At 68.9% G+C, this 21,400-nt stretch carries 17 protein-coding genes; 6 read left to right on the top strand and 11 right to left on the bottom strand.

Annotated features, from left to right (window positions below; all coding sequences use genetic code 11):
- Nucleotides 1-6: 6 nt before the first annotated feature.
- Complete coding sequence (locus tag VFL64_RS08770; RefSeq protein WP_489539998.1) at nt 7-162, top strand: ATP-binding protein; 156 nt, start codon at nt 7-9, stop codon at nt 160-162.
- A 157-nt stretch (nt 163-319) separates the two neighbouring features.
- Here the strand turns inward: VFL64_RS08770 and VFL64_RS08765 are convergent, their stop codons facing one another.
- Genes VFL64_RS08765 through VFL64_RS08755 form a run of 3 tightly spaced genes read right to left on the bottom strand, consistent with a single transcriptional unit; the run spans nt 320 to nt 4,034 of the window.
- Entirely contained in the window at nt 320-2,026 is a 1,707-nt protein-coding gene (locus VFL64_RS08765; protein ID WP_489539997.1) for an ABC transporter ATP-binding protein, read from the bottom strand.
- Nucleotides 2,023-3,099, bottom strand: coding sequence for an ABC transporter permease (locus VFL64_RS08760; protein ID WP_489539996.1), 1,077 nt, complete (start codon nt 3,097-3,099; stop codon nt 2,023-2,025). The genes VFL64_RS08765 and VFL64_RS08760 overlap by 4 nt, the downstream gene beginning before the upstream one ends.
- A complete protein-coding gene (locus VFL64_RS08755; RefSeq protein WP_489539995.1) occupies nt 3,096-4,034 on the bottom strand; it encodes an ABC transporter permease in 939 nt (312 codons plus the stop codon). Before VFL64_RS08755 ends, VFL64_RS08760 begins: the two co-directional genes overlap by 4 nt.
- A gap of 219 nt (nt 4,035-4,253) precedes the next feature.
- Here VFL64_RS08755 and VFL64_RS08750 point away from each other — a divergent pair, with 219 nt between their 5' ends.
- From VFL64_RS08750 to bla, 5 genes are read left to right on the top strand one after another with little or no spacing between them, the layout of a single operon-like run.
- On the top strand, nt 4,254-6,089 hold the full coding sequence (locus tag VFL64_RS08750) for an ABC transporter substrate-binding protein (protein WP_489539994.1): 1,836 nt from the start codon (nt 4,254-4,256) through the stop codon (nt 6,087-6,089).
- Nucleotides 6,086-7,879, top strand: a complete 1,794-nt coding sequence (locus tag VFL64_RS08745; RefSeq protein ID WP_489539993.1) for an ABC transporter substrate-binding protein — start codon at nt 6,086-6,088, stop codon at nt 7,877-7,879. Before VFL64_RS08750 ends, VFL64_RS08745 begins: the two co-directional genes overlap by 4 nt.
- On the top strand, nt 7,876-9,687 hold the full coding sequence (locus VFL64_RS08740) for an ABC transporter substrate-binding protein (RefSeq protein ID WP_489539992.1): 1,812 nt from the start codon (nt 7,876-7,878) through the stop codon (nt 9,685-9,687). The genes VFL64_RS08745 and VFL64_RS08740 overlap by 4 nt, the downstream gene beginning before the upstream one ends.
- An 8-nt stretch (nt 9,688-9,695) precedes the next feature.
- A complete protein-coding gene (locus VFL64_RS08735) occupies nt 9,696-11,819 on the top strand; it encodes an acetoacetate--CoA ligase (protein WP_489539991.1) in 2,124 nt (707 codons plus the stop codon).
- Complete coding sequence (gene bla, locus VFL64_RS08730) at nt 11,819-12,673, top strand: class A beta-lactamase (RefSeq protein ID WP_489539990.1); 855 nt, start codon at nt 11,819-11,821, stop codon at nt 12,671-12,673. Before VFL64_RS08735 ends, bla begins: the two co-directional genes overlap by 1 nt.
- A 112-nt stretch (nt 12,674-12,785) precedes the next feature.
- On the opposite strand, the gene VFL64_RS08725 is transcribed toward bla, so the two are convergent.
- The 8 genes from VFL64_RS08725 to VFL64_RS08690 form a co-directional block, all read right to left on the bottom strand.
- The gene (locus tag VFL64_RS08725; protein ID WP_489539989.1) at nt 12,786-13,613 is read right to left on the bottom strand and encodes an SDR family NAD(P)-dependent oxidoreductase; all 828 of its coding nucleotides are present in this window, start codon (nt 13,611-13,613) and stop codon (nt 12,786-12,788) included.
- Nucleotides 13,614-13,779: 166 nt separating this feature from the next.
- The gene (locus tag VFL64_RS08720; protein ID WP_489539988.1) at nt 13,780-14,529 is read right to left on the bottom strand and encodes an SDR family NAD(P)-dependent oxidoreductase; all 750 of its coding nucleotides are present in this window, start codon (nt 14,527-14,529) and stop codon (nt 13,780-13,782) included.
- Nucleotides 14,526-15,443, bottom strand: coding sequence for a branched-chain amino acid ABC transporter permease (locus VFL64_RS08715; protein WP_489539987.1), 918 nt, complete (start codon nt 15,441-15,443; stop codon nt 14,526-14,528). Before VFL64_RS08715 ends, VFL64_RS08720 begins: the two co-directional genes overlap by 4 nt.
- Before the next feature lie 25 nt (nt 15,444-15,468).
- Nucleotides 15,469-16,755: an ABC transporter substrate-binding protein gene (locus VFL64_RS08710; protein ID WP_489539986.1), complete on the bottom strand. Its 1,287-nt coding sequence runs from the start codon at nt 16,753-16,755 to the stop codon at nt 15,469-15,471.
- Between the two features lie 16 nt (nt 16,756-16,771).
- Nucleotides 16,772-18,091, bottom strand: coding sequence for an ABC transporter substrate-binding protein (locus VFL64_RS08705; protein WP_489539985.1), 1,320 nt, complete (start codon nt 18,089-18,091; stop codon nt 16,772-16,774).
- A gap of 64 nt (nt 18,092-18,155) precedes the next feature.
- Nucleotides 18,156-19,055 (bottom strand): NAD(P)-dependent oxidoreductase, encoded by a 900-nt coding sequence (locus VFL64_RS08700; RefSeq protein WP_489539984.1) that lies wholly within the window; start codon nt 19,053-19,055, stop codon nt 18,156-18,158.
- Nucleotides 19,052-21,028 carry a bifunctional 5-dehydro-2-deoxygluconokinase/5-dehydro-2-deoxyphosphogluconate aldolase gene (locus VFL64_RS08695; RefSeq protein ID WP_489539983.1) on the bottom strand — a complete coding sequence of 659 codons (1,977 nt, stop codon included), beginning with the start codon at nt 21,026-21,028 and terminating at the stop codon, nt 19,052-19,054. Before VFL64_RS08695 ends, VFL64_RS08700 begins: the two co-directional genes overlap by 4 nt.
- Nucleotides 21,028-21,400 (bottom strand): MurR/RpiR family transcriptional regulator (locus tag VFL64_RS08690; RefSeq protein WP_489539982.1); only part of this gene is annotated, 373 nt, incomplete at its 5' end. The genes VFL64_RS08690 and VFL64_RS08695, both read right to left, overlap by 1 nt.

Genomic DNA, 21,400 nt, shown 5'->3' with positions numbered 1-21,400 from the left:
AACCGCCTGGGGGCCGAGTTCTCCAAGGTGCAGGGCAGTGGCCTCGGGCTGGTGATCACCCAGCAGCTGGTCAAGCGCATGGGCGGCCGCCTGTCGGTGCACAGCACCGAGGGGGTGGGCACCCGGATGGTCGTGAAGCTGCGCGCGACCCCGGCGGTATGACGACAGCCCCTCGTCCGATGGGTACATCGGACGATCCCCCGCGGGGAACGTAGGCCGCGGCTCCATGCCCGCTTGCGCGGGCATGGACGGCCGGAGTGCGAGCCGCGTCTCGCGGCTCGCGGGGGCCGGCTTGGGAGCGGCCCGGCGCTCGGCCCGCTCAGGCCGCCGCAGGAACGTAGCCGCGCGGAATGGCCCCCAGCAAGCGCCGCGTGTACTCCTGCTGCGGCGCATCGAGGATCTGCTCGACGCTGGCCTGCTCGACCACCTCGCCGTCCTTCATCACCAGCACCTCGTCGGCCATGAAGCGCACCACGGCGAGGTCGTGGCTGATGAAGATGTAGGCCAGGCCCAGCTCGTCCTGCAGGTCCTTCAGCAGGTTGAGCACCTGCGCCTGCACCGACACGTCGAGTGCGCTCACCGCCTCGTCGAGCACCAGCACCTCGGGGTCGAGCGTGAGGCAGCGCGCGATCGCGATGCGCTGGCGCTGGCCGCCGGAGAACTCGTGCGGGTACTTGTGCAGCGCCGACTCGTCCAGCCCCACCTTGGCCAGCAGCGCACGCGCCTTGGCCTGGCGCTCGGCCTCGTTCGCGCCCACGCCATGGATGGTCATCGGCTCCACCAGCGTCTGCCCGATGGTGAAGCGCGGGTTGAGCGAGGCGTACGGGTTCTGGAACACCACCTGGATGCGCCGGCGCATGGGCAGCATCTCGGCCTTGCTCAAGCGCAGCAGGTCGCGCCCGTCGAACAGCACCTCGCCGCCGGTGCGCCCGCCGCTGGGCTCGTGCAGGCGCAGGAGCGTGAGGCCCATGGTCGTCTTGCCCGAGCCCGACTCGCCCACCACGCCCAGCGTGTGCCCGCGCTTGAGCTGGAAGCTCGCGCCCTTGACGGCCTGGAACTCGCGCCGCCCGAACACGCCGCTGCGCAGCCAGAAGCTCTTGGTCAGGCCGGTGGCCTGGATCACGATGCGCGCATCCGCATCCTTGGGCTTGCCCACGGTGGTGTTGGCCTTGCCCGAGATGTGGTCGTCGATCACGGTGAGCCGCGCGCTGCGCTGCTCGAGCGTGGGGCGGCAGGCCAGCAGGGCGCGCGTGTAGGCGTCCTGCGGGCTGGCGAAGATGCCAGCGACCGGCCCCTGCTCGCGCACCGTGCCCTGGCGCATCACCACCACCTGGTCGGCGATCTCGCCCACCACGCCGAGGTCGTGGCTGATGAAGAGCATGCTCATGCGGTGCTTCTCCTTCAGCCGTGCCAGCACCTCGAGGATCTGGCGCTGGATGGTCACGTCGAGCGCGGTGGTGGGCTCGTCGGCGATCAAGAGCTTGGGCTCGCAGGCGAGCGCCATGGCGATCATCACGCGCTGTTGCTGGCCGCCCGAGAGCTCGTGCGGGTGGGCGCCAAGGCGGCGCTTCGGCTCGGGCAGGCCCACCTCCACCAGCAGCTCCTCGGCGCGCTGCATGGCCTGGCGCGGGCTCAAGGCCAGGTGCTTGATCAGCGGCTCGCAGATCTGGTGCCCGACCGTGAACACCGGGTTGAGCGAGGTCATCGGGTCCTGGAACACGCAGGCGATCTCGCGCCCGCGCAGGGCCTGCAACTCGGGCAGGCTGGCGGCGAGCAGGTCGCGGCCCTGGAAGCTGATGGCGCCCTGCCGCTCGGCGTTGCTCGGCAACAGGTTGAGGATGGACATGGCCGTCACGCTCTTGCCCGAACCCGACTCGCCCACCAGCGCCACGGTGGTGTTCTCGGGCACCTCGAAGCTCACGCCCTGCTCGCCGCGGCCGACGGCCTGCACGCGCTGGACGACGCCGCGCTCGGTGCCGAGGCGGAAGGCGACGCGCAGGTCCTTGATGCTCAGCAGCGTGCTCATTCCAGGCCCCTCAACTTCGGATCGAGCGCATCGCGCAGCGCATCGGTGAACAACGCGAACGCGGTGACGAACACCGCCATGAAGGCCGTCGCGGCAGCGAGTTGCCACCAGTAGCCGAGGATCAGTTCGCTCTGCGCCTCGGCCAGCATCGTGCCCCAGCTCACCTGGTCGACCGACACGCCCAGGCCCAGGTAGCTCAGGATCACCTCGGCCTTGATGAAGCCCACCACGTGGATCGACAACTGAACCAGCACCACATGGCTCACGTTGGGCAGGATGTGGCGGAACATGCGCGACATCGGGCTCGCGCCGATGGCTTCGGCCGCGCGCACGTACTCGCGGGCCGAGTGCTTCATGAACTCGGCCCGCACCAGGCGGTAGATGCCCGTCCAGCCCGTGAGGCCGAGGATGATCACGATCGACCAGATGCCCTTGGGGATCACCGCGTCGGCGCGGTTGAGCACCGCGGCGAAGGTGAAGATCAAGAGGATGGTCGGGATCGAGGTGAAGACGTTGTAGACCCACTCCAGCAGGTCGCCCACCTTGCCGCCGAAGAAGCCGCCCGCCGCGCCCAGCACCGTGCCGATCAGCGTGGCGGCGAGCGCGGCCAGCAGGCCCACCATGATGGAGATCTCGGCGCCCTTCACCGCCTTGGCCAGCACGTCGCGGCCCAGGCGGTCGGCGCCGAAGGGCAGCGTCTCGGCCTTCACTGTCTCGGTGGTCTTGAACTTGGCGGCGCGCTCCTCCCACTCCTTGTAGCGCGGTGCCAGCGGGTCGACCGACGAGATGTCGACGTTGGGCCCCTTGGGCGAAGCGATGGCCAGGGTCTCGGTCTTGGCGGCCGGGCCCATGAAGGTGGGCGGCGCATTGGGAACACCCACCTCCTGCTGCCAGCCCTTGGCCACCAGGCCCAGGCCGGCGGCCAGCACCAGCAGGCCAAAGGCCAGCACGATGAAGAGCGACACCATGCCGACACGGTCGCTGCGAAAGCGCTTCCAGGCCGCCTTCCACACACCAGGCGACGCGACGGCGGCCGGAGCCGCCACAGCGGTGTTGCCAAGCACCGCGCTCATTTCAGCACCACCCGTGGGTCGACGACCTTGTAGAGCACGTCGGTCAGCAGGTTCACCGTCATGGTGATCACCGCGATGTAGATCGTCACCGCCTGGATCACCGGGTAGTCGCTGCGGTTCACCGCCAGCAGCACCTCGCGGCCGATGCCGGGGATGGAGAAGAAGGTCTCCAGCAGGAACGAGCCGACGAAGATGCCCGGCAGCGCCACCGCCACGTTGGTGAGGATGGGGATCAGCGCGTTGCGCAGCACGTGCTTGAGCAGCACGGTGGTTTCAGTGAGGCCCTTGGCGCGCGCGGTGCGCACGTAGTCCTGGCCGATCTCGTCGAGGAAGAAGCTGCGGTACAGGCGCATCTGTGGCGCGAGGCCCACCAGCACCGCCAGCAGCACCGGCAGCGGCGCGTACTGCAGCAGGTTGGTGAGGAAGCGATCGCTCCAGCCCTGCACCGGGAACAGGCCGAGCTGGAAGGCGAACAGGTACTGGCCCACGATCACGTAGACCAGGAAGGAGATCGACAGCGCCACCGTGCTCACCACCATGATGGCGCGGTCGGTGAGCGAGCCCCGCACGTAGGCCACCATCATCGCGAAGGGGATGGCCAGCAGCACGTCGAGCAGCAGGATGGGCACCATCACCGTCAGCGTGGCCGGCAGGCGCGTGGCGAAGAGGTTGGCCACGCTCTCGTTGGTGGCCCAGCTCTTGCCCCAGTCGAAGCTGACGATCTGCTTGACGAAGATCCAGAGCTGTTCCCACACCGGCTTGTTGAGGCCGAGCTGCTCGCGGATGGCGTCGACCTGGGCCGCGGTGGCGTTGAGCCCGCCGAGGATCTCGGCCGGGTCGCCGCCGAAGTACTTGAACACGAAGAACACCAGCAGCACGACCCCGATGAGTGTCGGGACCATTTGCCACAGGCGCCTTATCAAATAGGCGGCCATGTCGTGGAGAGCTCCAGCAGAAGATTCAACAGAAAGCGTGTCGGGGTGGGACTTGCAGCAGGGCGAGGTGGCTGATGGCGGCCACGCCCCGTTCCAGAATGTGCGGCAGTCTACTGGCGTGCCTGCCGCGGCATCCTCCGCGTTTGCCCTTGCAACTCCTGTGCCTCGGCAGAGTCAAGTCCCGTCTAGACTTGCCCGACACGACCCGGAGAGATGAACTTGAACCGACTGAACCGACCCGCCCACAAGGCGGTAGGCGCGTTGTGGCTGGTGCTGGCCCTGTGCTGTGCGAGCCCGTCCGTTGCGGCACAAGAGCCTGCACAAAAGATCCTGCGCTACGCCTTCCCCATCGCCGAAACCGGCTTCGATCCGGCCCAGGTGAGCGATCTCTATTCCCGCAACGTGAACTCGGGCCTCTTCGAGTCGCTGCTCACCTACGACTACCTGGCGCGGCCCTTCAAGCTCAAGCCGCAGACGACCACGGCACTGCCCGAGGTGTCGCCCGACTTCAAGACCTTCACCTTCCGCATCAAGCCGGGCATCCACTTCGCCGACGACCCGGTCTTCGGCGGCAAGAAGCGCGAGCTGGTGGCGCAGGACTTCGTCTTCAGCCTCAAGCGCCACTTCGACCCACGCTGGAAAAGCCCCAACCTGTTCCAGATCGAACACGCCAAGATCGTCGGTCTGAACGAACTGCGCAACGAGGTGCTGGCCTCGAAGAAGCCCTTCCCCTACGAGCGCGAGGTCGAAGGCCTGCGCGCGCTCGACCGCTACACGCTGCAGATCAAGCTGGCCGAGCCGGCGCCGCGCTTCGGCCTCTTGATGGCCGACCCGGCCTTTGGCGTGGTGGCGCGCGAGGTGGTCGAGGCCTATGGGGAGAACCTCATGGCCCACCCGGTGGGCACCGGGCCCTTCGTGCTGGCCGAATGGCGGCGCAGCTCGCGCATCGTGCTCACGCGAAACCCCAACTACCGCGAGCGGCTCTACGACGCCGAAGCACCGGCCGATGACGCGCGCCTGCAAGCCATTGCCAAGCGCCTGCACGGACGGCGCCTGCCGATGGTCGACCGGGTCGAGATCTCCATCATCGAAGAGGCGCAGCCGCGCTGGCTGTCCTTCCTCAACGGCCAGTACGACTTCCTCGACCGCCTGCCCAACGACTTCGCCCCGCAGGTGGTTCCCAACGGCAAGCTCGCGCCCAACCTGGAAAAGAAAGGCCTGGTGGTGGTGCGCTCGCCGATGATCGAATCCATCATCGTCACCTTCTTCAACCTGGAGCACCCGCTCGTGGGCGGCTACACGCCCGAGAAGGTGGCGCTGCGCCGCGCCATCGGGCTGGCCTACGACACCGACAGCGAGATCCGCATCGTGCGCCGCGGCCAGGCCATCCCGGCACAGGGGCCCATCGGCCCCATGGCCACCGGCTACAACGCCAAGCTCAAGTCGGAGATGAGCGACTACGACCCGCAGCGCGCCAAGGCCTTGCTCGATCTGTACGGCTACATCGACCGCGATGGCGATGGCTGGCGCGAGCAGCCCAACGGCGAGCCGCTGCTGCTGGAGCTCGCGTCGCAGCCCGACCAACAAAGCCGCCAGCTCGACGAGCTGATGCAGAAGAACATGAACGCGATCGGCCTGCGCATGGTGTTCAAGAAGGCCAAGTGGCCCGAGAACCTCAAGGCTTCGCACGCCGGCAAGCTGATGATGTGGGGTGTGGCCTGGGGTGCCGACAACCCCGATGGCGAAACCTTCCTCGGCCTGGGCTACGGCCCCAACAAGGGCGGCTCCAACCATGCGCGCTTCAACCTGCCGGCCTACAACGCGCTCTTCAACCAGCAGAGCGCCCTGCCCGACGGCCCCGAGCGCGAGCGCCTGATGGAAGAGGCCAGCAAGCTGATGGTGGCCTACATGCCCTACAAGTTCACCGGCCACCGCATCGCCACGGACATGATGTACCCCTGGGTCATCGGCTACGACCGCAACACCTTCGTGCGCGACTTCTACACCTACGTCGACATCGACCTCGACGTGCAACGCAAGGCGGCCGCGAAATGACCCGCATCGGACGCACGCTTGCCCTGGTGCTGGCGCTCGCGCTGCCCGCGCTGCTGCATGCGGCCGAACCCAAGGTGCTGCGCTACGCCTTCCCCAAGGCCGAGACCGGCTTCGACCCGGCGCAGCTCTCCGACCTGTACTCGCGCATCGTCACCGGCCACATCTTCGAAGCCCCGCTCACCTACGACCACCTGGCCCGCCCCTACGAGTTGCGGCCGTCCACTGCCGCGGCCATGCCCGAGGTGTCGGCCGACTTCAAGACCTTCACCTTCCGCATCAAGCCCGGCATCTACTTCGCCGACGACCCCGTCTTCAAGGGAAGGAAGCGCGAGCTGGTGGCGCAGGACTACGTCTACGCGCTCAAGCGCATCTACGACCCCAAGTGGAAGAGCCCCACGCATTCCAACGTGGAAGAAGAAGGCATCCTCGGCCTGCAGGAGCTGCGCGAGGCCGCCCTCAAGAGCGGCAAGCCCTTCGACTACGACCGTGAGGTCGAGGGCCTGCGTGCGCTCGACCGCTACACCCTGCAGGTGCGCTTGCGCGAACCCCGCCCGCGCCACCTCTACGTCTGGGCATCGCCCGACATCTACGGCGCGGTGGCGCGCGAGGTGGTCGAGGCCTATGGCGACAACATCATGGCCCACCCGGTGGGCACCGGCCCCTTCAAGCTCAGCGATTGGCGCCGCAGCTCGCGCATCGTGCTCGTGCGCAACCCCGGCTACCGCGACGTGGCCTACGACGCCCACCCCAATGCCGACGATGCGTATGGCCAGGCGCTGCTCAAGCGCTTCAAGGGACAGCGCCTCCCGATGATCGACCAGGTGGAGATCTCCATCATCGAGGAGGCGCAGCCGCGCTGGCTGGCCTTCCTCAACGGCGAGCAGAACTTCATCGAGCGCCTGCCGGCCGAGTTCGTCAGCCAGGCCGCACCCGGCGGCAAGCTGGCGCCCAACCTCGCCAAGCGGCACATGCAGCTCTACCGCGAACCAGCCTCCGACATCACGCTCACCGTCTTCAACATGGAAGACCCGATGGTCGGCGGCTACACGCCCGCGCAGGTGGCGCTGCGCCGCGCCATGGTGCTGGCCGACAACATGGCGCGCGAGATCGACCTCGGGCGCCACGGCCAGGCCATTCCCGCGCAATCCATCATGACGCCGCTCAGCACCGGCTACCGCAGCGACATGCGCACCGAGATGAGCCGCTACGACCCGGCACGCGCCAAGGCCTTGCTCGACATGTACGGCTACATCGACCGCGACGGCGACGGCTGGCGCGAACGCCCCGACGGCCAGCCGCTGCGCCTGGAGGTGCTGACAGAGGCCTCGCAGGACACGCGCCGCCTGCTCGAGCTGTGGAAGAAGAGCATGGACGAGATCGGCGTGCGCGCCGAGCTCAAGGTGGCGCAGTGGCCCGAGAACCTCAAGGCCACGCGCGCCGGCAAGTTCATGATGTGGCGCGTGGGTTCGCTGGCCGCCACGCCCGATGGCCAGGGCGCACTGGAGCGCGCCTACGGGCCCTCGGTCGGCAAGGCCAACCTGGCGCGCTTTCGCAACGACGACTTCGACCGTGTCTACGAACAGCTCAAGCTGCTGCCCGACGGCCCCGAGCGCCTGAAGCTCTTCGACGAAGCCACCAAGCTGCTGGTGGCCTACGTGCCCTACCGCCTGGGCGTGCACCGCATCTACACCGACATGGCCACCCCGCAGGTGATCGGCTACAAGCGCCCGCCCTTCTGGCAGGACTGGTGGCAGTACGTGGACGTGGTCGACGGCAAGGAGCTGCCATGAGGGCCGCGCGCTGGCTGGTGGCCGTTGCAAGTGCCGCCCTGCTCGCCACCGCGCAAGCGCAGACCGCCGAACCGGCCGCGCCCGGCGCCAAGGTCCTCAAGTACGCCTTCCTGGTGGCCGAGACCGGCTTCGACGTCGGACAGATCAGCGACCTCTATTCCGCCATCGTGGTGGCGCACATCTTCGATGCGCCCTACCGCTACGACTACCTGGCGCAGCCCACCAAGATCCGCCCCAACACCGCGGCGGCCATGCCCGAGGTGTCGGCCGACTACCGCACGTGGACGGTGCGTCTGAAGCCCGGCATCTACTTCGCCGACGACCCGGCCTTCAAGGGAAAGAAGCGCGAACTGGTCGCGCAGGACTACGTCTACTCCATCAAACGCATCTTCGACCCGGCCAACAAGAGCCCGCGCTACTCAGGCTTCAGCGAGGAGAAGATCCTCGGCATCGAGGCCCTGCGCGAGGCCGCATTGAAGGGCAAGCCCTTCGACTACGACCGCGAGATCGAAGGCCTGCGTGCGCTCGACCGCTACACGCTGCAGTTCAAGCTCGAGAACCCGCGCCCGCGCTTCATCTATCGCCTGTCGCAGAGCGCCATCGCGGGCGCGGTGGCGCGCGAGGTGATCGAGGCCTACCCCGGCAAGGCCATGGAGCACCCGGTGGGGACCGGGCCCTTCCGCCTGACCGGCTGGCGGCGCAGTTCGCAGATGGTGCTGGAGCGCAACCCCAACTTCCGCGAGATGCTCTACGAGGCCGAACCTGCGGCCGACGATGCCGAGGGCCAGGCCTTGCTGAAGAAGTTCGCCGGCCGGCGCCTGCCGATGATCGACCGCGTCGAGATCAGCGTCATCGAGGAAAGCCAGCCGCGCTGGCTCTCCTTCGTCAACGGCGAGTTCGACCTGGCCTTCGGCGTGCCGCTGGACTTCACCCCCGTGGCCGTGCCCAACGGCAAGCTCGCGCCCAACCTCGCCAAGCGCGGCATCCAGGTCTACCAGAGCCTGATGCCCGATCGGGTGATGGTGTACTTCAACATGGACGACCCGCTGGTCGGCGGCTACACGCCCGAGAAGGTGGCGCTGCGCCGCGCCGTCAGCCTGGCGATGGACATGCAGCGCGAGATCAGCCTGATCCGCAAGGGCCAGGCGATCCCGGCGCAGTCCATCGTCGCGCCGCACACCTACGGCTACGACCCCGACTACCGCAGCGAGAACAGCGCCTTCGACCCGGCGCGCGCCAAGGCCTTGCTCGACATGTACGGCTACATCGACCGCGACGGTGACGGCTGGCGCGAGCAGCCCGACGGCAAGCCGATGGTGATCGAGTACGCCACCACGCCGGACAGCCAGGGCCGCCAGTTCGACGAGGCCTGGCTGAAGAACCTCAGCAACGTGGGGCTGCGCACGGTGTTCAAGGTGGCCAAGTGGCCCGAGCAGCTGAAAAAGGCGCGCAGCGCGCAGCTGATGGTGTGGCAGGTGGGCCAGTCGTCCGAGGCGCCGGACGTGCAGGACGCCTTCGAGATGATGTACGGCCCCTCTTCGGGCAACCAGAACCTGGCGCGCTTCAAGCTGCCCGCGTTCGATGCGCTCTACGAGCGCATGCAGGCGCTGCCCGACGGGCCCGAGCGGCTGGAGGCCACGACCCAGGCCAACAAGCTGCTGACCGCCTACATGCCGCAGCGCTACACCGTGCACCGCGTCCTCACCGACCTGGCCTACCCCTGGGTCATCGGCTACCGCCGGCCGGCCTTCGGCAACCAGTGGTGGCACTTCGTCGACATCGACAACAGCAAGCGCCCTTCGCCCTGACAGAGACCATGAGCAGTACCCTTCCTGAGCCGCAGATCACGCGTTACGCGAACTGGCTGAAGCAACACCGTGGCTTGAGCTTCGACCCCAGCACCGCCGCCGGCTACGACGCCATGTGGCGCTGGTCGGTGAGCGACCTCGCCGCCTTCTGGGGCTCGATGTGGGACTACTTCGCGCTGGAGTCGCCCACGCCGCACCGCACGGTGCTGGTCGAAGCCAAGATGCCCGGCGCGCAGTGGTTCCCCGGCGCGCAGCTCAACTACGCGCAGCAGGTGTTCCGCCATGCCGACGCGGCGCATGCGGCCGGCCACCCGGCCATCGTGTTCCGCAACGAGCGCATGGATGACCGTGGCGAACTCAGCGAGATGGGCTGGCCCGAGCTGCGTCGCCAGGTCGCTTCGCTGGCGGCGCATCTCCAACGGCTCGGCGTACAGCCCGGTGACCGCGTCTGCGCCTTCCTGCCCAACACGCCGCAGACCGCCGTGGCCTTTCTCGCGGTGGCGAGCCTCGGCGCCGTGTGGTCGGTGTGCTCGCCCGACATGGGACCGGTGGCGGTGCTCGATCGCTTCCGCCAGATCGAGCCAAAGGTGCTGATCGCCTGCGATGGCTACCAATACGGCGGCAGCGCCCATGACCGCCTGCCCGTGCTGCGCGGCCTGCTGGCCGAACTGCCCAGCGTGCGCGACGTGGTGTTGTGGCGCTACCTCGACGAGCAGGCGGACGTGCAAGGCCTGGCGTCGCCCCAACGCGCCGCACACGACTTCGCCGCGCTCACCGCCGACGACGTGCCTTTCTCTCCCACCTGGGTGCCCTTCGACCACCCGCTGTGGGTCGTCTACTCCAGCGGTACCACCGGCCTGCCCAAGCCCATCGTGCACGGCCACGGCGGCGTGGTGCTCGAGGCGTTGAAGATGGGCCGCCTGCACAACAACCTCGGCCCCACGGTCGAGACCGGCGACCGCTTCCACTGGTACAGCGCCACCGGCTGGATCATGTGGAACTGCCAGGTCAACGGCCTGCTCTTCGGCACCACCATCTGCCTCTACGACGGCAACCCGGGCGGCAAGAGTGCGGCCCTCGGCGGGCCGGACTGGACCACGCTGTGGCGCTTCGTCGCCGACGCCGGCGTCACCTTCTTCGGCGCCGGTGCCGCCTTCTACGCGAGCTGCCTCAAGGCCGACGTGCACCCGCAGCAGGTGGCCGATCTGTCGCGGCTGCGCGGCCTCGGCTCCACCGGCTCGCCACTGGCCAGCGACTGCTACCGCTGGGTCTACGACAAGCTGCCTGAGGTCGACGGCCAGAAGATCTGGCTCAGCTCGCTCTCGGGCGGCACCGACTTCGCCGGCGCCTTCATCGCCGGCCTGCCCACGCTGCCGGTGGTCGAGGGCGAGATGCAGTGCCGGTGCCTCGGTGCGGCGGTCGAAGCCTGGAACGAGAAAGGCGAACCGCTCCTCGACGAGGTGGGCGAGCTGGTGTGCGTGAAGCCGATGCCGTCGATGCCGCTCTACTTCTGGAACGACCCCGTGATGGAGCCCCCGGGCGGACATACCGCCCACCCCCCAGGGGGGTCCGCGGCCGCCTTGGGGCGGCCCGGCGCCGGCCGCGTTGGCCAGCGGTACCACGACAGCTACTTCGACATGTACCCGGGTGTCTGGCGCCACGGCGACTGGATCCGCATCCTGCCGAACGGCGGCTCCATCATCTACGGCCGCAGCGACGCCACCATCAACCGCCACGGCATTCGCATGGGCACGGCCGAGCTGTACCGCGCGGTCGAGGCCCTGCCCGAGGTGCTCGACAGCCTGGTGGTCGACCTGGAGTACCTGGGCCGCGAGAGCTACATGCCGCTCTTCGTCGTGCTGCGCGAGGGCCTCACGCTCGACGCCGCGCTCGACAAGCGCCTGCGCGAGGCCATCAAGACCGCGCTCTCGGCGCGCCATGTGCCCAACGAGATCTTCCAGGTGAGCGCGATCCCGCGCACGCTGTCGGGCAAGAAGATGGAGCTGCCGGTGAAGAAGCTGCTGATGGGCACGCCGGCTGAGCAGGTGTTCAAGCTCGACGCCATGGCCAATGCCGATTGCGTGCCCTGGTTCACCGCCTTCGCGCAGCGCCGCGCGGCAGCCACCTCGTGATGCAACGCCGCGCATTGCTCCAGGCCCTGCCGCTCACGCTGCTGGGCGGCTGCGCCACGGCGGCGAAGCAGCCCACGCTGGCCGAGATCGAAGCGCGCAGCGGCGGCAAGCTCGGCCTGATGGCCCTCGACACCGCCACCGGCCGGCGCATCGGCCACCGCGCCGACGAACGCTTCGCGATGTGCTCCACCTTCAAGCTGCCGCTCGCGGCCTGCGTGCTCGCGCGCGTGCAAGCCGGGGGCCTGCAGCTGCAGCAGGCCGTGCCCATCTCGGCCGCCGACCTTGTGCCCTATGCACCCGCCGTGATGGCCCGCCTGCCCGAGCGCGCCATGACCGTCTCGGCCCTGTGCGAGGCCGCCGTCGTGCTGAGCGACAACGCCGCGGCCAACCTGCTGCTGCCGCTGATCGGCGGCCCGGCCGGGCTCACCCGCTGGCTGCGCAGCCTGGGCGACGGCGTGACGCGCCTCGACCGCAACGAGCCCACGCTCAACACCAACCTGCCCGACGACCCGCGCGACACCACCACGCCGTTGGCCATGGCCCAGCTCTGGCAGACGCTTCTCACCGGCCCGGCCTTGTCGTCACCCATGCGCGAGTTGCTGGCGCACTGGCTGATCGAATCGCGCACCGGCCTCGAACGCCTGCGTGCCGGCCTGCCCACCGGCTGGCGCGCTGGCGACAAGACTGGCACCGGCGAACGCGGTGCGGTCAACGACGTGGCCATCGTCTGGCCGCCCGGCCGCGCGCCCTGGGTGGTGGCCTGCTACCTCAGCGGCTCGTCGCTCCCACGCGCGCAGTTGAACGCGGCCCACGAAGCGGCGATGCGCGTGGTGGTGGCGGCGTTCAACGGCTGACGCGCTGGGATGCGGGGCCCTGCTCCCGCTCTCTCTCTCACTCTCGCTTGCTCCCTCCCTCACATTCAAGAGGAGGGCCCCGCATCCCAGCGCGCCGCGGTCGCCGCGCCGATCACTGGCTCGCCGTGATCCCCCCGTCCACATACAGCACCTGGCCGGTGACGAAGGCGCCGGCCGCGCTGCAGAAGAACATCGTCGGGCCCACCACGTCGGGCGGGTCGCCGACGCGGCCGAGCGGGATGCGTTCGGTCACCTGCCTGTAGGTCTCGGGGTTGTCGAGCCAGTGGCGCGCCATCTCGCTGCGCACCACGGTCGGCGCCACGCCGTTGACGGTGATGCCGTGCTCGGCGAGCTCCATCGCGTGCTGCTTCACCAGCATCACGAGCGCGCCCTTGGTCGCGCAATAGGCCGAGTAGCCGCGGCGGCGCAAGCCCAGCTGCGAGCGCACCGACAGCAGGTGCACCTGGCGCCCGGGCGCGCGGCCGGCGGCGATGCCGGCGATCTGGTGCCGCGCCGTGGCCTGCGCCAGGAACATGGCCGACTTGAGGTTGACCTGCACCACCTCGTCGAAGGCCTCCTCGGTCACCTCGGCCAGCTTCTCCTCGCGCTGGATGCCCACGCAGTTGACCAGGATGTCGAGCGCGCCGAAGCGCTCGGCCACCGCGTCGACCGAGGCGCGCACGTCGGCCACCGAGTGCGCGTCCATCGCCAAGCCGATGGCGTCGAGCCCGTTGGCGCGCAGGCGGGAGGCGAGCGCGTCGGCCTTGTCGTAGCTGCGGCCGGAGACGGCCACGCGCGCGCCGGCCATGGCGAGGCCCCAGGCCACGGCCTCGCCGATGCCGCCATAGCCGCCGGGCACGTAGGCCACGCGGCCGCGCAGGTCAAACAGGCCGTGCAGGCTCTGGATGAAATCGACGGGAATGTCCACGTTGTCGGTCATCGCATCAGAAGGTGTGAATGGGCCCGGCGTGGCCGAGCAGACTGCGCCAAGCCTGCGAATCAAGGCGCAAAGCGCAGCCGTAGCTCGGGCTACGGCGAGCATTTGCAACGCGGAGTCGCGGGCTTGGGGCGGGATGAGCGGGCATGCTGGGTTCGTTCATACCTTCTTAGTCCATCAGCAGGCCGCCGTTGAGATCGAGGATCTCGCCGGTGATGAAGCCCGAGAGCGGCGAGGCCAGGAAGCGCACCGTGTGCGCGAACTCCTCCGGCTCGCAGAAGCGGCCGACCGGGATCTGCTTGAGCAGCTCCTGGCGCTGCGCCTCGGTGAGCTGCTCGGTGATCATGGGTGTCTTCACGTAGGCCGGCGCGATGGCGTTGGCGGTGACGCCGAAGGCGGCCAGCTCGCGCGCCAGCGAGAAGGTCAGCGCGCTCATCGCGCCCTTGCTCACCGAGTAGGCGGTGCCGGCGGTCAGGCCGCCGGTCTTGGCGGCCAGCGAGCTGGTGTTGATGATGCGGCCCCATCTCCGCGCCTTCATCCCTGGCACCACGGCCTGCGCCCAGTACATCGCGCCGTCGAGGTTGGCGCCCAGCACGCGGCGCCATTCGCTCGCGCTCGTCGCCTCGATCTTGTTGTTGGACAGGATGCCGGCGTTGTTGACCAGGATGTCGACCGGCCCCAGCCGCTGTTCGACCAGCGCGTGCGCGGCCTGCACGGCCTGCGGGTCGCTGATGTCGCAGGCCACGGCCGCCACGGCGGAACCGTAGGCCGCCTCCAGCGAGGCCATCGCGCTGGTGTTCACGTCGACCAGCGCCACGCGGCAGCCGTCTTCGATCAGGCCGGCCACCACGGCGCGGCCCATGGTGCCGCCGGCACCGGTGACGAGGGCGACCTTGCCCTTGAGTGAATTGAGATTCATGTGTCGAGAACGCTCTTCTTGCCAAACAGACCACGGGAGCGGAAGGTGACCACCGCGATGAACAACAGGTACATGGACATCAGCGACCACTCCGACGCGTAGGCGCCGGTCAGGCCCACCACCAGGCCGACCAGCAGGCCGGCGATGACCGCGCCCCACAGCGAACCCACGCCGCCGAGCACGATGATCAGGAAGGCCGGCACCACCGCATCGACGCCCACGTGCGGGCGGATGCCCCAGATGGGCGCCATCACCACGCCGGCGATCGCCGCCAGCGCCACACCGAGCGCGAACACCGCCGAGCGCAGCCGGCCGAGGTGGATGCCGAGCGCACGCACCATCTCGCTGTCGTGCGCCCCGGCCTTGATGATGGCGCCGTAGGGCGTCTTCTCCAGGAACAGCCACAGCGCGAGGATGGCCACGATGGCAAAGGCGCTCGCGAACACGCGGTAGCGCGAGTAGATGAGGTCGCCCATCGCGAAGGCGCCCGAGATGGCGGGCGGCAGCGCCATCTGCTGCTCGTTCGACCCCCAGGTGACACGGATCAGCTCCTCGATCACCAGCGCCGCGCCGAAGGTCAGCAGCAGGCCGTAGAGCGGGTCCTTGCCATAGGTGCGGCGCAGGCACAGCTCCAGCAGCAGCCCGAACAGGCCGACCAGGATGGGCGCGAAGAAGAGCGCGATGGCGTAGCGCGTGCCGATGGGCAGGCCCATGTAGGCGGCCTGCAGTTCGGGGAACCAGCCGAGCTTGGGCGCGAGCAGGAACAGCGCGGCGTACATGCCCAGCGCGAACAGCGAGCCGTGCGCGAGGTTGATGGTCTCCATCACGCCGACGATGAGCATGAAGCCCAGCGCGATCAGCGCGAACAGCAGCCCGAGCGAGATGCCGTTGATGAGGTGGGGAAGCAGGTCCATGGAAGAGCCGGATGAAGAAGATGGGTCAGGGTTCGTAGGAAGGCGTGGCGGCGTAGGACTCGAGCGTGCACTGCTGGGTGCTCGCGCGATCTTCCACCTCGTGGGGTTGCAGGCGCCCGAGGATGCGGAACAGGTCGTCGGGCTCGCGCGGCCGGTCGTTGTAGGCGGCCATGTAGATGGTCTGCTGCAGCTGGTGGGTCTGCGGGTTCATGTAGGCGTCGTGGTGCTGCATGCGCTCGGCGGCCGGCACGCGCAGGGTCTCCAGCGCCTTGATGAGCTTCAAGTTGTGGGTGCTGCCCGTGCGCTCGATGGTGCGCAGCAGTTCGCGCGTGGCCATGTAGCCGTTGTAGAACACGTTGCCCGGCACCTTGATGCGGTAGCCGGCCTGGCTCTGCTGGTAGCGCGCCACGAACTCCTTCACGCCCGACAGCCCCAGGCCCCAGTACCAGGTGGTCCCGAAGATGCCGAACAGCGCCTCGCGGCCCAGGCCGTACACGTCGGGCCAGTCCTGCTGGTTGTTGATCCAGCCGAAGCGGCGGTCCAGGCCGTTCTCGCGCACCTGGCGGCGCAGCGCCTTGAGGTCGTCGCCGCCCACGGCGGTGGCGATCACGCCGGGGTTCAGGTCGCGCACCTTGGCCAGCGTGGCGCTGAAGTCGGGCGTGTTCTGCGCCACCATCAGCTCTTCGACGATGCGCCCGCCGTTGCCCTCGACGATGGCGCGGATGCCGGCGGCGGTGTTGCGGCCCCAGGTGTAGTCGCTGGTGATCAGCACCCAGTCGCGGCCGAAGCCGGTCATGGCGCCCTTCACCACCGAGATGGAGAAGTTGGTGCCGTTGCCGTCCCAGACGAACTTGGTGCGATGGCAGTCCTTCCCCGCCTCGGTGGGCGAGCTGGAGTTGGTGTTGAAGTAGATGCAGCCGTGCGCCTGAGCCACCTTCGACATCGCGCTGGCCACGCCCGAGTGCACGCCACCGAGCAGGAAGGCCACCTCCTGCTGGCGGATCATCTGCTCGGCCACGCCGGTGGCGATGGCGGGGTCGCCCGCGGTGTCGGCGTGCACGAGCTCGATGCGCCGGCCCAGCACGCCGCCCCGCTCGTTGGCCTCGGCGATGGCCATGCGCATGCCGCGCTGCTCGTCCTGCCCGCTGGCGGCGTAGGGGCCGCTGTCGTCGGTGGCCAGGCCGATCAGCAGCGGCTTCTTCACCTTCGTCTGGGCCCAGGCGTGGTGCGCTGTCCAGGGGCCGAAGAAGCCCAGGGTGGCAGCGCCTGCCGCCTGGACCAGGCGACGGCGAGAAGGGGGGCGGGGCAGCATGGCCGTGCCGTCGCGCTTACTGCTGGTAGGACGGCGTGGCGTCGTACGACTCCAGCTTGCAGCTCTTCTGCGAGTCCTGGTCGACCACGTCCTTGGGGTCGGCCGCGGTCAGGATCTTGAAGATGTCGTCCTTCTCGGCCGGCTGCTCGTTGTAGGTCGCCATGTAGATGGTCTGCTGGCATTGGTGCGTCACCGGGTCGATCCAGGCGTCGAACTGCTGCAGGCGGTCGCGTGCGCTCATCTTGCGGCCCTCGAGCTTCTTGATGACGGCGATGTTGTTGGTGCTGCCGGCCTCTTCCACGCAGCGCAGCAGCTCGCGCGTGGCCATGTAGCTGTTGTGATAGACGTTGCCCGGCACCTTGATCGCCATGCCCGGGAACTGCTTCTGGTAGTTGGCGACGAACTCCTTCACGCCCGGCAGGTCGAGGCGGTAGTACCAGGTGGTGCCGAACACGCCGAAGATGTTCTCGGGGCCCAGGCCGTAGACGTCGGGCCAGTCCTGCTGGTTGTTGATCCAGGCCATGCTCTTTTGCATGTTGAGCTGCACCACCTGCTGGCGCAGCGCCTTGATGTCGTCGCCGCCGATGGCGGTGGCCACCGCGTTGGGCTTGAGCTGTTGCAGCTTGAGCAGGTAGGAAGAGAAGTCGCGCGTGTTCTGCGGAACCAGCAGCTCCTCGACGATCTTGCCGCCGTTGGCCTCGACGATGGCGCGCGTGGCGTTGGAGGTGTTGCGGCCCCACACGTAGTCGTTGGTCAGCAGCACCCAGTTCTTGCCGTTGACCTTGATCGCGTTCTTGACGATGGCGTGGGCGAAGTTGGTGCCGTTGCCGTCCCACACGAACTTGACGCGGTGGCAGTCCTTGCCGGCCTCGGTGGGTGAGCTGGAGTTGGTGTTGAGGAAGATGCAGCCGTACTTCTGCGCCACCTGCGAGATGGCGTTGGCCACGCCCGAGTGCAGCGCGCCGATCATGAAGGCCACCTCGTTGCGGGTGATCATGCGTTCGGCGATGCGCGAGCCGCTGGCCGGCGTGGTCTCGGTGTCCATGTGCAGCGCCTCGATGCGCCGGCCCAGCACGCCGCCCTTGTCGTTGAACTCCTTGATGGCCATCATCGCGCCCAGGCGTTCCTCGCCGCCGCTCGCGCCGTACTGGCCCGAGGCGTCCATCGTGAGCCCGATCACCAGCGGCTTCGGCGTGGCGGCCTGCGCCCACACGCGGTTGTGCGCCCAGGGCCCGAAGAAGGGCGTGGCGCCGGCCAGCGTGGCGCCAGTGGCCTTGAGCAGGCGGCGGCGGGTGGGGAGAAGGATGGAAGATTCGGTCTTCTTGTCGTCGGTCATGGCTTGTCTCCAGAGACGGTGGGTGGCGGCGCAGTGGTCTGCGCTCACGGGGTGGATGGATGAACTAGCGGGGGACGAACTTGACGTTGCTGAGCTGCTCCTGCACTTCAAGCAGCGAGGCGATGAAGCGGTCGGCGAAGCCGAGGTTGGCCGCCTGCACAAAGCTCTGGTGCGCGGCCTCGGCGATGAAGCTGCTGGTGGGCAGCATCTCGGTCAGGTGGGTGTAGTAGCGCAGGTCCTTCTGCGCGTTGCCGATGGCGAACTTGAGGCCGGCCAGGTCGCCCTGCAGCGCCTTGCCGACCATCATCTGGAAGATGCCCGAGTTCACGCCGCCGGCGGAGATCACGTCGAACACCTTCTGCAGCGAGAGGCCCGCCTTGGCGGCGGTGGCCATGGCCTCGGCGATGGCCGCGGCCTGCGTCATCGCCAGCATGTTGTTGACGAGCTTGAGCACGTGGCCGTGGCCGGGCGGGCCGACGTGGATGATGTTCTCGCAGAAGGCGGCGAACACCGGGCGCAGCGTCTCGAAGTCGGCCGTGTCGGCGCCCACCATGGTGTTGAGGCGGCCCTCTTCGGCCTCTTTCGGCGTGCGGGCCAGCGGGGCGTCGATGAACTTCACGCCCTTGGCGGCGAAGTCGTTGCGGATGCGCGTGCTCGAGGCCGGCTCGGCGGTCGAGGTGTCGATGACGATCAGGCCCTTGCGCCCGGCGGCGAGCAGGCCGTCGTCGCCGTAGACGATCTCTTCGACCTGCGGCGAGCCGGTCACGCACAGGATCACGATGTCGGCCAGCGCCACCGCGGCGCGGGTGTCGACCTCGGTCGCGCCGGCGTCGAGCAGGTCTTGCAAGCTGCTGCGGTTGCGGTGCGCCTTGAAGCGCAGGGCGTAGCCCTTCTTCAAGAGGTTCTTGGCGATGCCGTGGCCCATCATGCCCAGGCCGAGGAATCCGATGGAGGGTTGTGTCATGTCTTGCTCCGGGAAGAGAGAACGGGGTCCTGCGCCTCGCACCACAGCTGGATGAGGCGCTTGTAGTTGGTGGCGACCTGCTCGACCACGCCGGCGTCGTCCAGCGTGCCTGCGAACCAGGCGCCGGCCGCGTCGGCGAATAGCGAGCGGCCGACGGCGAAGCCCTTGCACAGCGGCTGGCCGGCGGCGGCGCGGAAGCCTTGCGCGAGGTGGTCTTCGCTGGCCTCCAGGCCGAGCAGCAGCACACCGCGGCAGTGCAGGTCGTTCTCGGCGATGGCCGCGTTGAGGTGCTGCCAGGCTTCGGGGGCGAGCGGCGGCGGCAGCTTCCACCAGTCGGGCCACACGCCGGCGGCGTAGATCTGCCGCATGGCGCGCGCCAGGGTGTCGTGGCCGGCCGGCATCTCGCGCGGCGGGATCACCTCGACCAGCAGCTCGTGGCCGGTGCGGTTGCAGGCGTCGGCCAGGATGGCCACGCTGCGCAGCTGCTCGTCGCGCAGCGCCTCGCTGTCGTCGGGGTGGAAGGACACCAGGCACTTCACCACGTGCTCGCCGGGCCAGGTGCGCAGCGAGAGGCCGACGTTGGGGCCCTCCTCGAAGCGCAGCGGGCGTGAGCCCGGCCGCTCGACCGGGCGGGCGACCCACCAGCCCTCGCCGGTGAGCTGCGGCAGCACGTCTTCGCCGTAGCGGCCGTCGATGATCACGCCGGGCGTGGGGAAGCTCGCGGGCTGCGCGGCTTCGCGGTGCGCAGCGTCGTAGCCCTGGCGCGCGGCCTGGGCGACGAGCTGCTTGAAGGCGGCGATGCGGCTGGTGTTGACACCGTGGCGCGCGGCCAGCTCTTCCAGCTGCGCGCGGTGATCGAAGGCCAGCACCGCCAGCGTGCCCCAGTGGCGGCTGCGGGTGGAGGCGCGGTGCAGGTGCTCCAGCAGCGCGTCTTCGCGCAGGCGGCGCGTGGGCGAGCCGTGGCGCAGGAAGTGGTTCAACTCGTCCCAGCTCGCCATGGCCGGCGCGCAGCCGTGGCGCGAGACGACGATGGCGCCGCAGGCGTTGGCATACGAGAGCGTGCGGTCCAGTGGCTCATCGCGCACCCAGCCGCGCAGCAGGCCGGCCATGAACGCATCGCCCGCGCCGAGCACGTTGAACACCTCGACCGGGAAGCCGGGGCCGGTGACGCCGCCGTCGATGCGCGCCGGGATGGGGCCGGGGTAGGCCACGCAGCCCATGGGCCCGCGCTTCATCACGATCAGCGCGGGCGAGACCTCGCGGATGCGCCGGAGCGCGGCCAGGCTGTCGCCGGATCCGCCGGCGATGTGAACCTCTTCTTCGGTGCCGACGATCAGGTCGCACAGCGGCAGCACCTTCTGCAGGTGGGCGCTGACGGCGTCGTTGGCCACGTAGCGCTGTTCGCCCAGGCCGGGCGCCGTGAGGCCCCACAGCACGGGGCGGTAGTCGATGTCGAGCGCGACGCGCGTGCCGGCGGCGCGTGCGGCCTGCATGGCGCTCAGGCAGGCGTCGAAGGTCAGCGGGTTGGACAGGTGCGTGCCAGAGATCAGCAGCGTCTTGGCCGAGGCCACGAAGGCCGGGTCGACGTCGGCCGCCGAGAGGCCCATGTCGGCGCACTGCTCGCGGTAGAAGACAAGCGGGAAGGTGTCGCGGTCGCGGATGCCCAGGAACACCAGCGCGGTGAGGCGCTTGGGGTCCGTGCGGACCTGCGACACATCGACGCCCTCGGCCGCCAGCGACTCGCGCACGAAGCGGCCGTTGTGCTCGTCGCCCACGCGTGTCAGCATGGCGGCCTTGAGGCCCAGGCGCGAGGCACCCACCGCGGTGTTGGCGGGCGATCCGCCCAGGTACTTGGCGAAGCTCTGCACGTCTTCCAGCCGGCCGCCGATCTGCTCGCCATAGAGATCGACCGCGGCGCGGCCCATGCAGATCAGCTCCAGCGCATGCGAGGCCGGAGGTGTCTCGTGCGGCATCAGCGGGCTCCCTTCTTGGCCTTCTTGGCAGCCGTGTTGGCAGCCGTCTTGGCGGCGCTTCGTGTGGACTGCTCGGTGAGCAAGTGGCCTGTGCTCACCACCAGCGCCTGCGCCAGGCACAGCGGTGCCACCAGCGAGCGGAAGGCCTTCTCCGAACCCAGGCTCAGCTCGAAGCACACCCTGGCGGGCGGCTTGAGCGGCGAGAGCGCGCTGTCGGTGATGGCGATCACCGGCACGCCGCGCGCATGCGCCGCCACGGCCGCGTCGATCACCGGCTGCGAGTAGCTGTGGAAGCTCGCGACCAGCAGCACGTCGCTCGGCTCGATGTTGTTGAGCGAGTTGGCCAGCATGCCGCCCACGCCGTCGAGCACA

It is taken from the genome of Rhizobacter sp., assembly GCF_035702065.1.
Classification (GTDB): Bacteria; Pseudomonadota; Gammaproteobacteria; order Burkholderiales; family Burkholderiaceae_C; genus Rhizobacter.
Note: the sequence above shows the minus strand (reverse complement) of the source record. Positions and strands in the feature narration are given on the sequence as shown.

Coding starts and splice junctions, on each gene's coding strand:
- VFL64_RS08765 (WP_489539997.1), bottom strand. CDS start 2,026: ATGAGCACGCTGCTGAGCATCAAGGACCTGCGCGTCGCCTTCCGCCTC.
- VFL64_RS08760 (WP_489539996.1), bottom strand. CDS start 3,099: ATGAGCGCGGTGCTTGGCAACACCGCTGTGGCGGCTCCGGCCGCCGTC.
- VFL64_RS08755 (WP_489539995.1), bottom strand. CDS start 4,034: ATGGCCGCCTATTTGATAAGGCGCCTGTGGCAAATGGTCCCGACACTC.
- VFL64_RS08745 (WP_489539993.1), top strand. CDS start 6,086: ATGACCCGCATCGGACGCACGCTTGCCCTGGTGCTGGCGCTCGCGCTG.
- VFL64_RS08740 (WP_489539992.1), top strand. CDS start 7,876: ATGAGGGCCGCGCGCTGGCTGGTGGCCGTTGCAAGTGCCGCCCTGCTC.
- VFL64_RS08735 (WP_489539991.1), top strand. CDS start 9,696: ATGAGCAGTACCCTTCCTGAGCCGCAGATCACGCGTTACGCGAACTGG.
- bla (WP_489539990.1), top strand. CDS start 11,819: ATGCAACGCCGCGCATTGCTCCAGGCCCTGCCGCTCACGCTGCTGGGC.
- VFL64_RS08725 (WP_489539989.1), bottom strand. CDS start 13,613: ATGACCGACAACGTGGACATTCCCGTCGATTTCATCCAGAGCCTGCAC.
- VFL64_RS08720 (WP_489539988.1), bottom strand. CDS start 14,529: ATGAATCTCAATTCACTCAAGGGCAAGGTCGCCCTCGTCACCGGTGCC.
- VFL64_RS08715 (WP_489539987.1), bottom strand. CDS start 15,443: ATGGACCTGCTTCCCCACCTCATCAACGGCATCTCGCTCGGGCTGCTG.
- VFL64_RS08710 (WP_489539986.1), bottom strand. CDS start 16,755: ATGCTGCCCCGCCCCCCTTCTCGCCGTCGCCTGGTCCAGGCGGCAGGC.
- VFL64_RS08705 (WP_489539985.1), bottom strand. CDS start 18,091: ATGACCGACGACAAGAAGACCGAATCTTCCATCCTTCTCCCCACCCGC.
- VFL64_RS08700 (WP_489539984.1), bottom strand. CDS start 19,055: ATGACACAACCCTCCATCGGATTCCTCGGCCTGGGCATGATGGGCCAC.
- VFL64_RS08695 (WP_489539983.1), bottom strand. CDS start 21,028: ATGCCGCACGAGACACCTCCGGCCTCGCATGCGCTGGAGCTGATCTGC.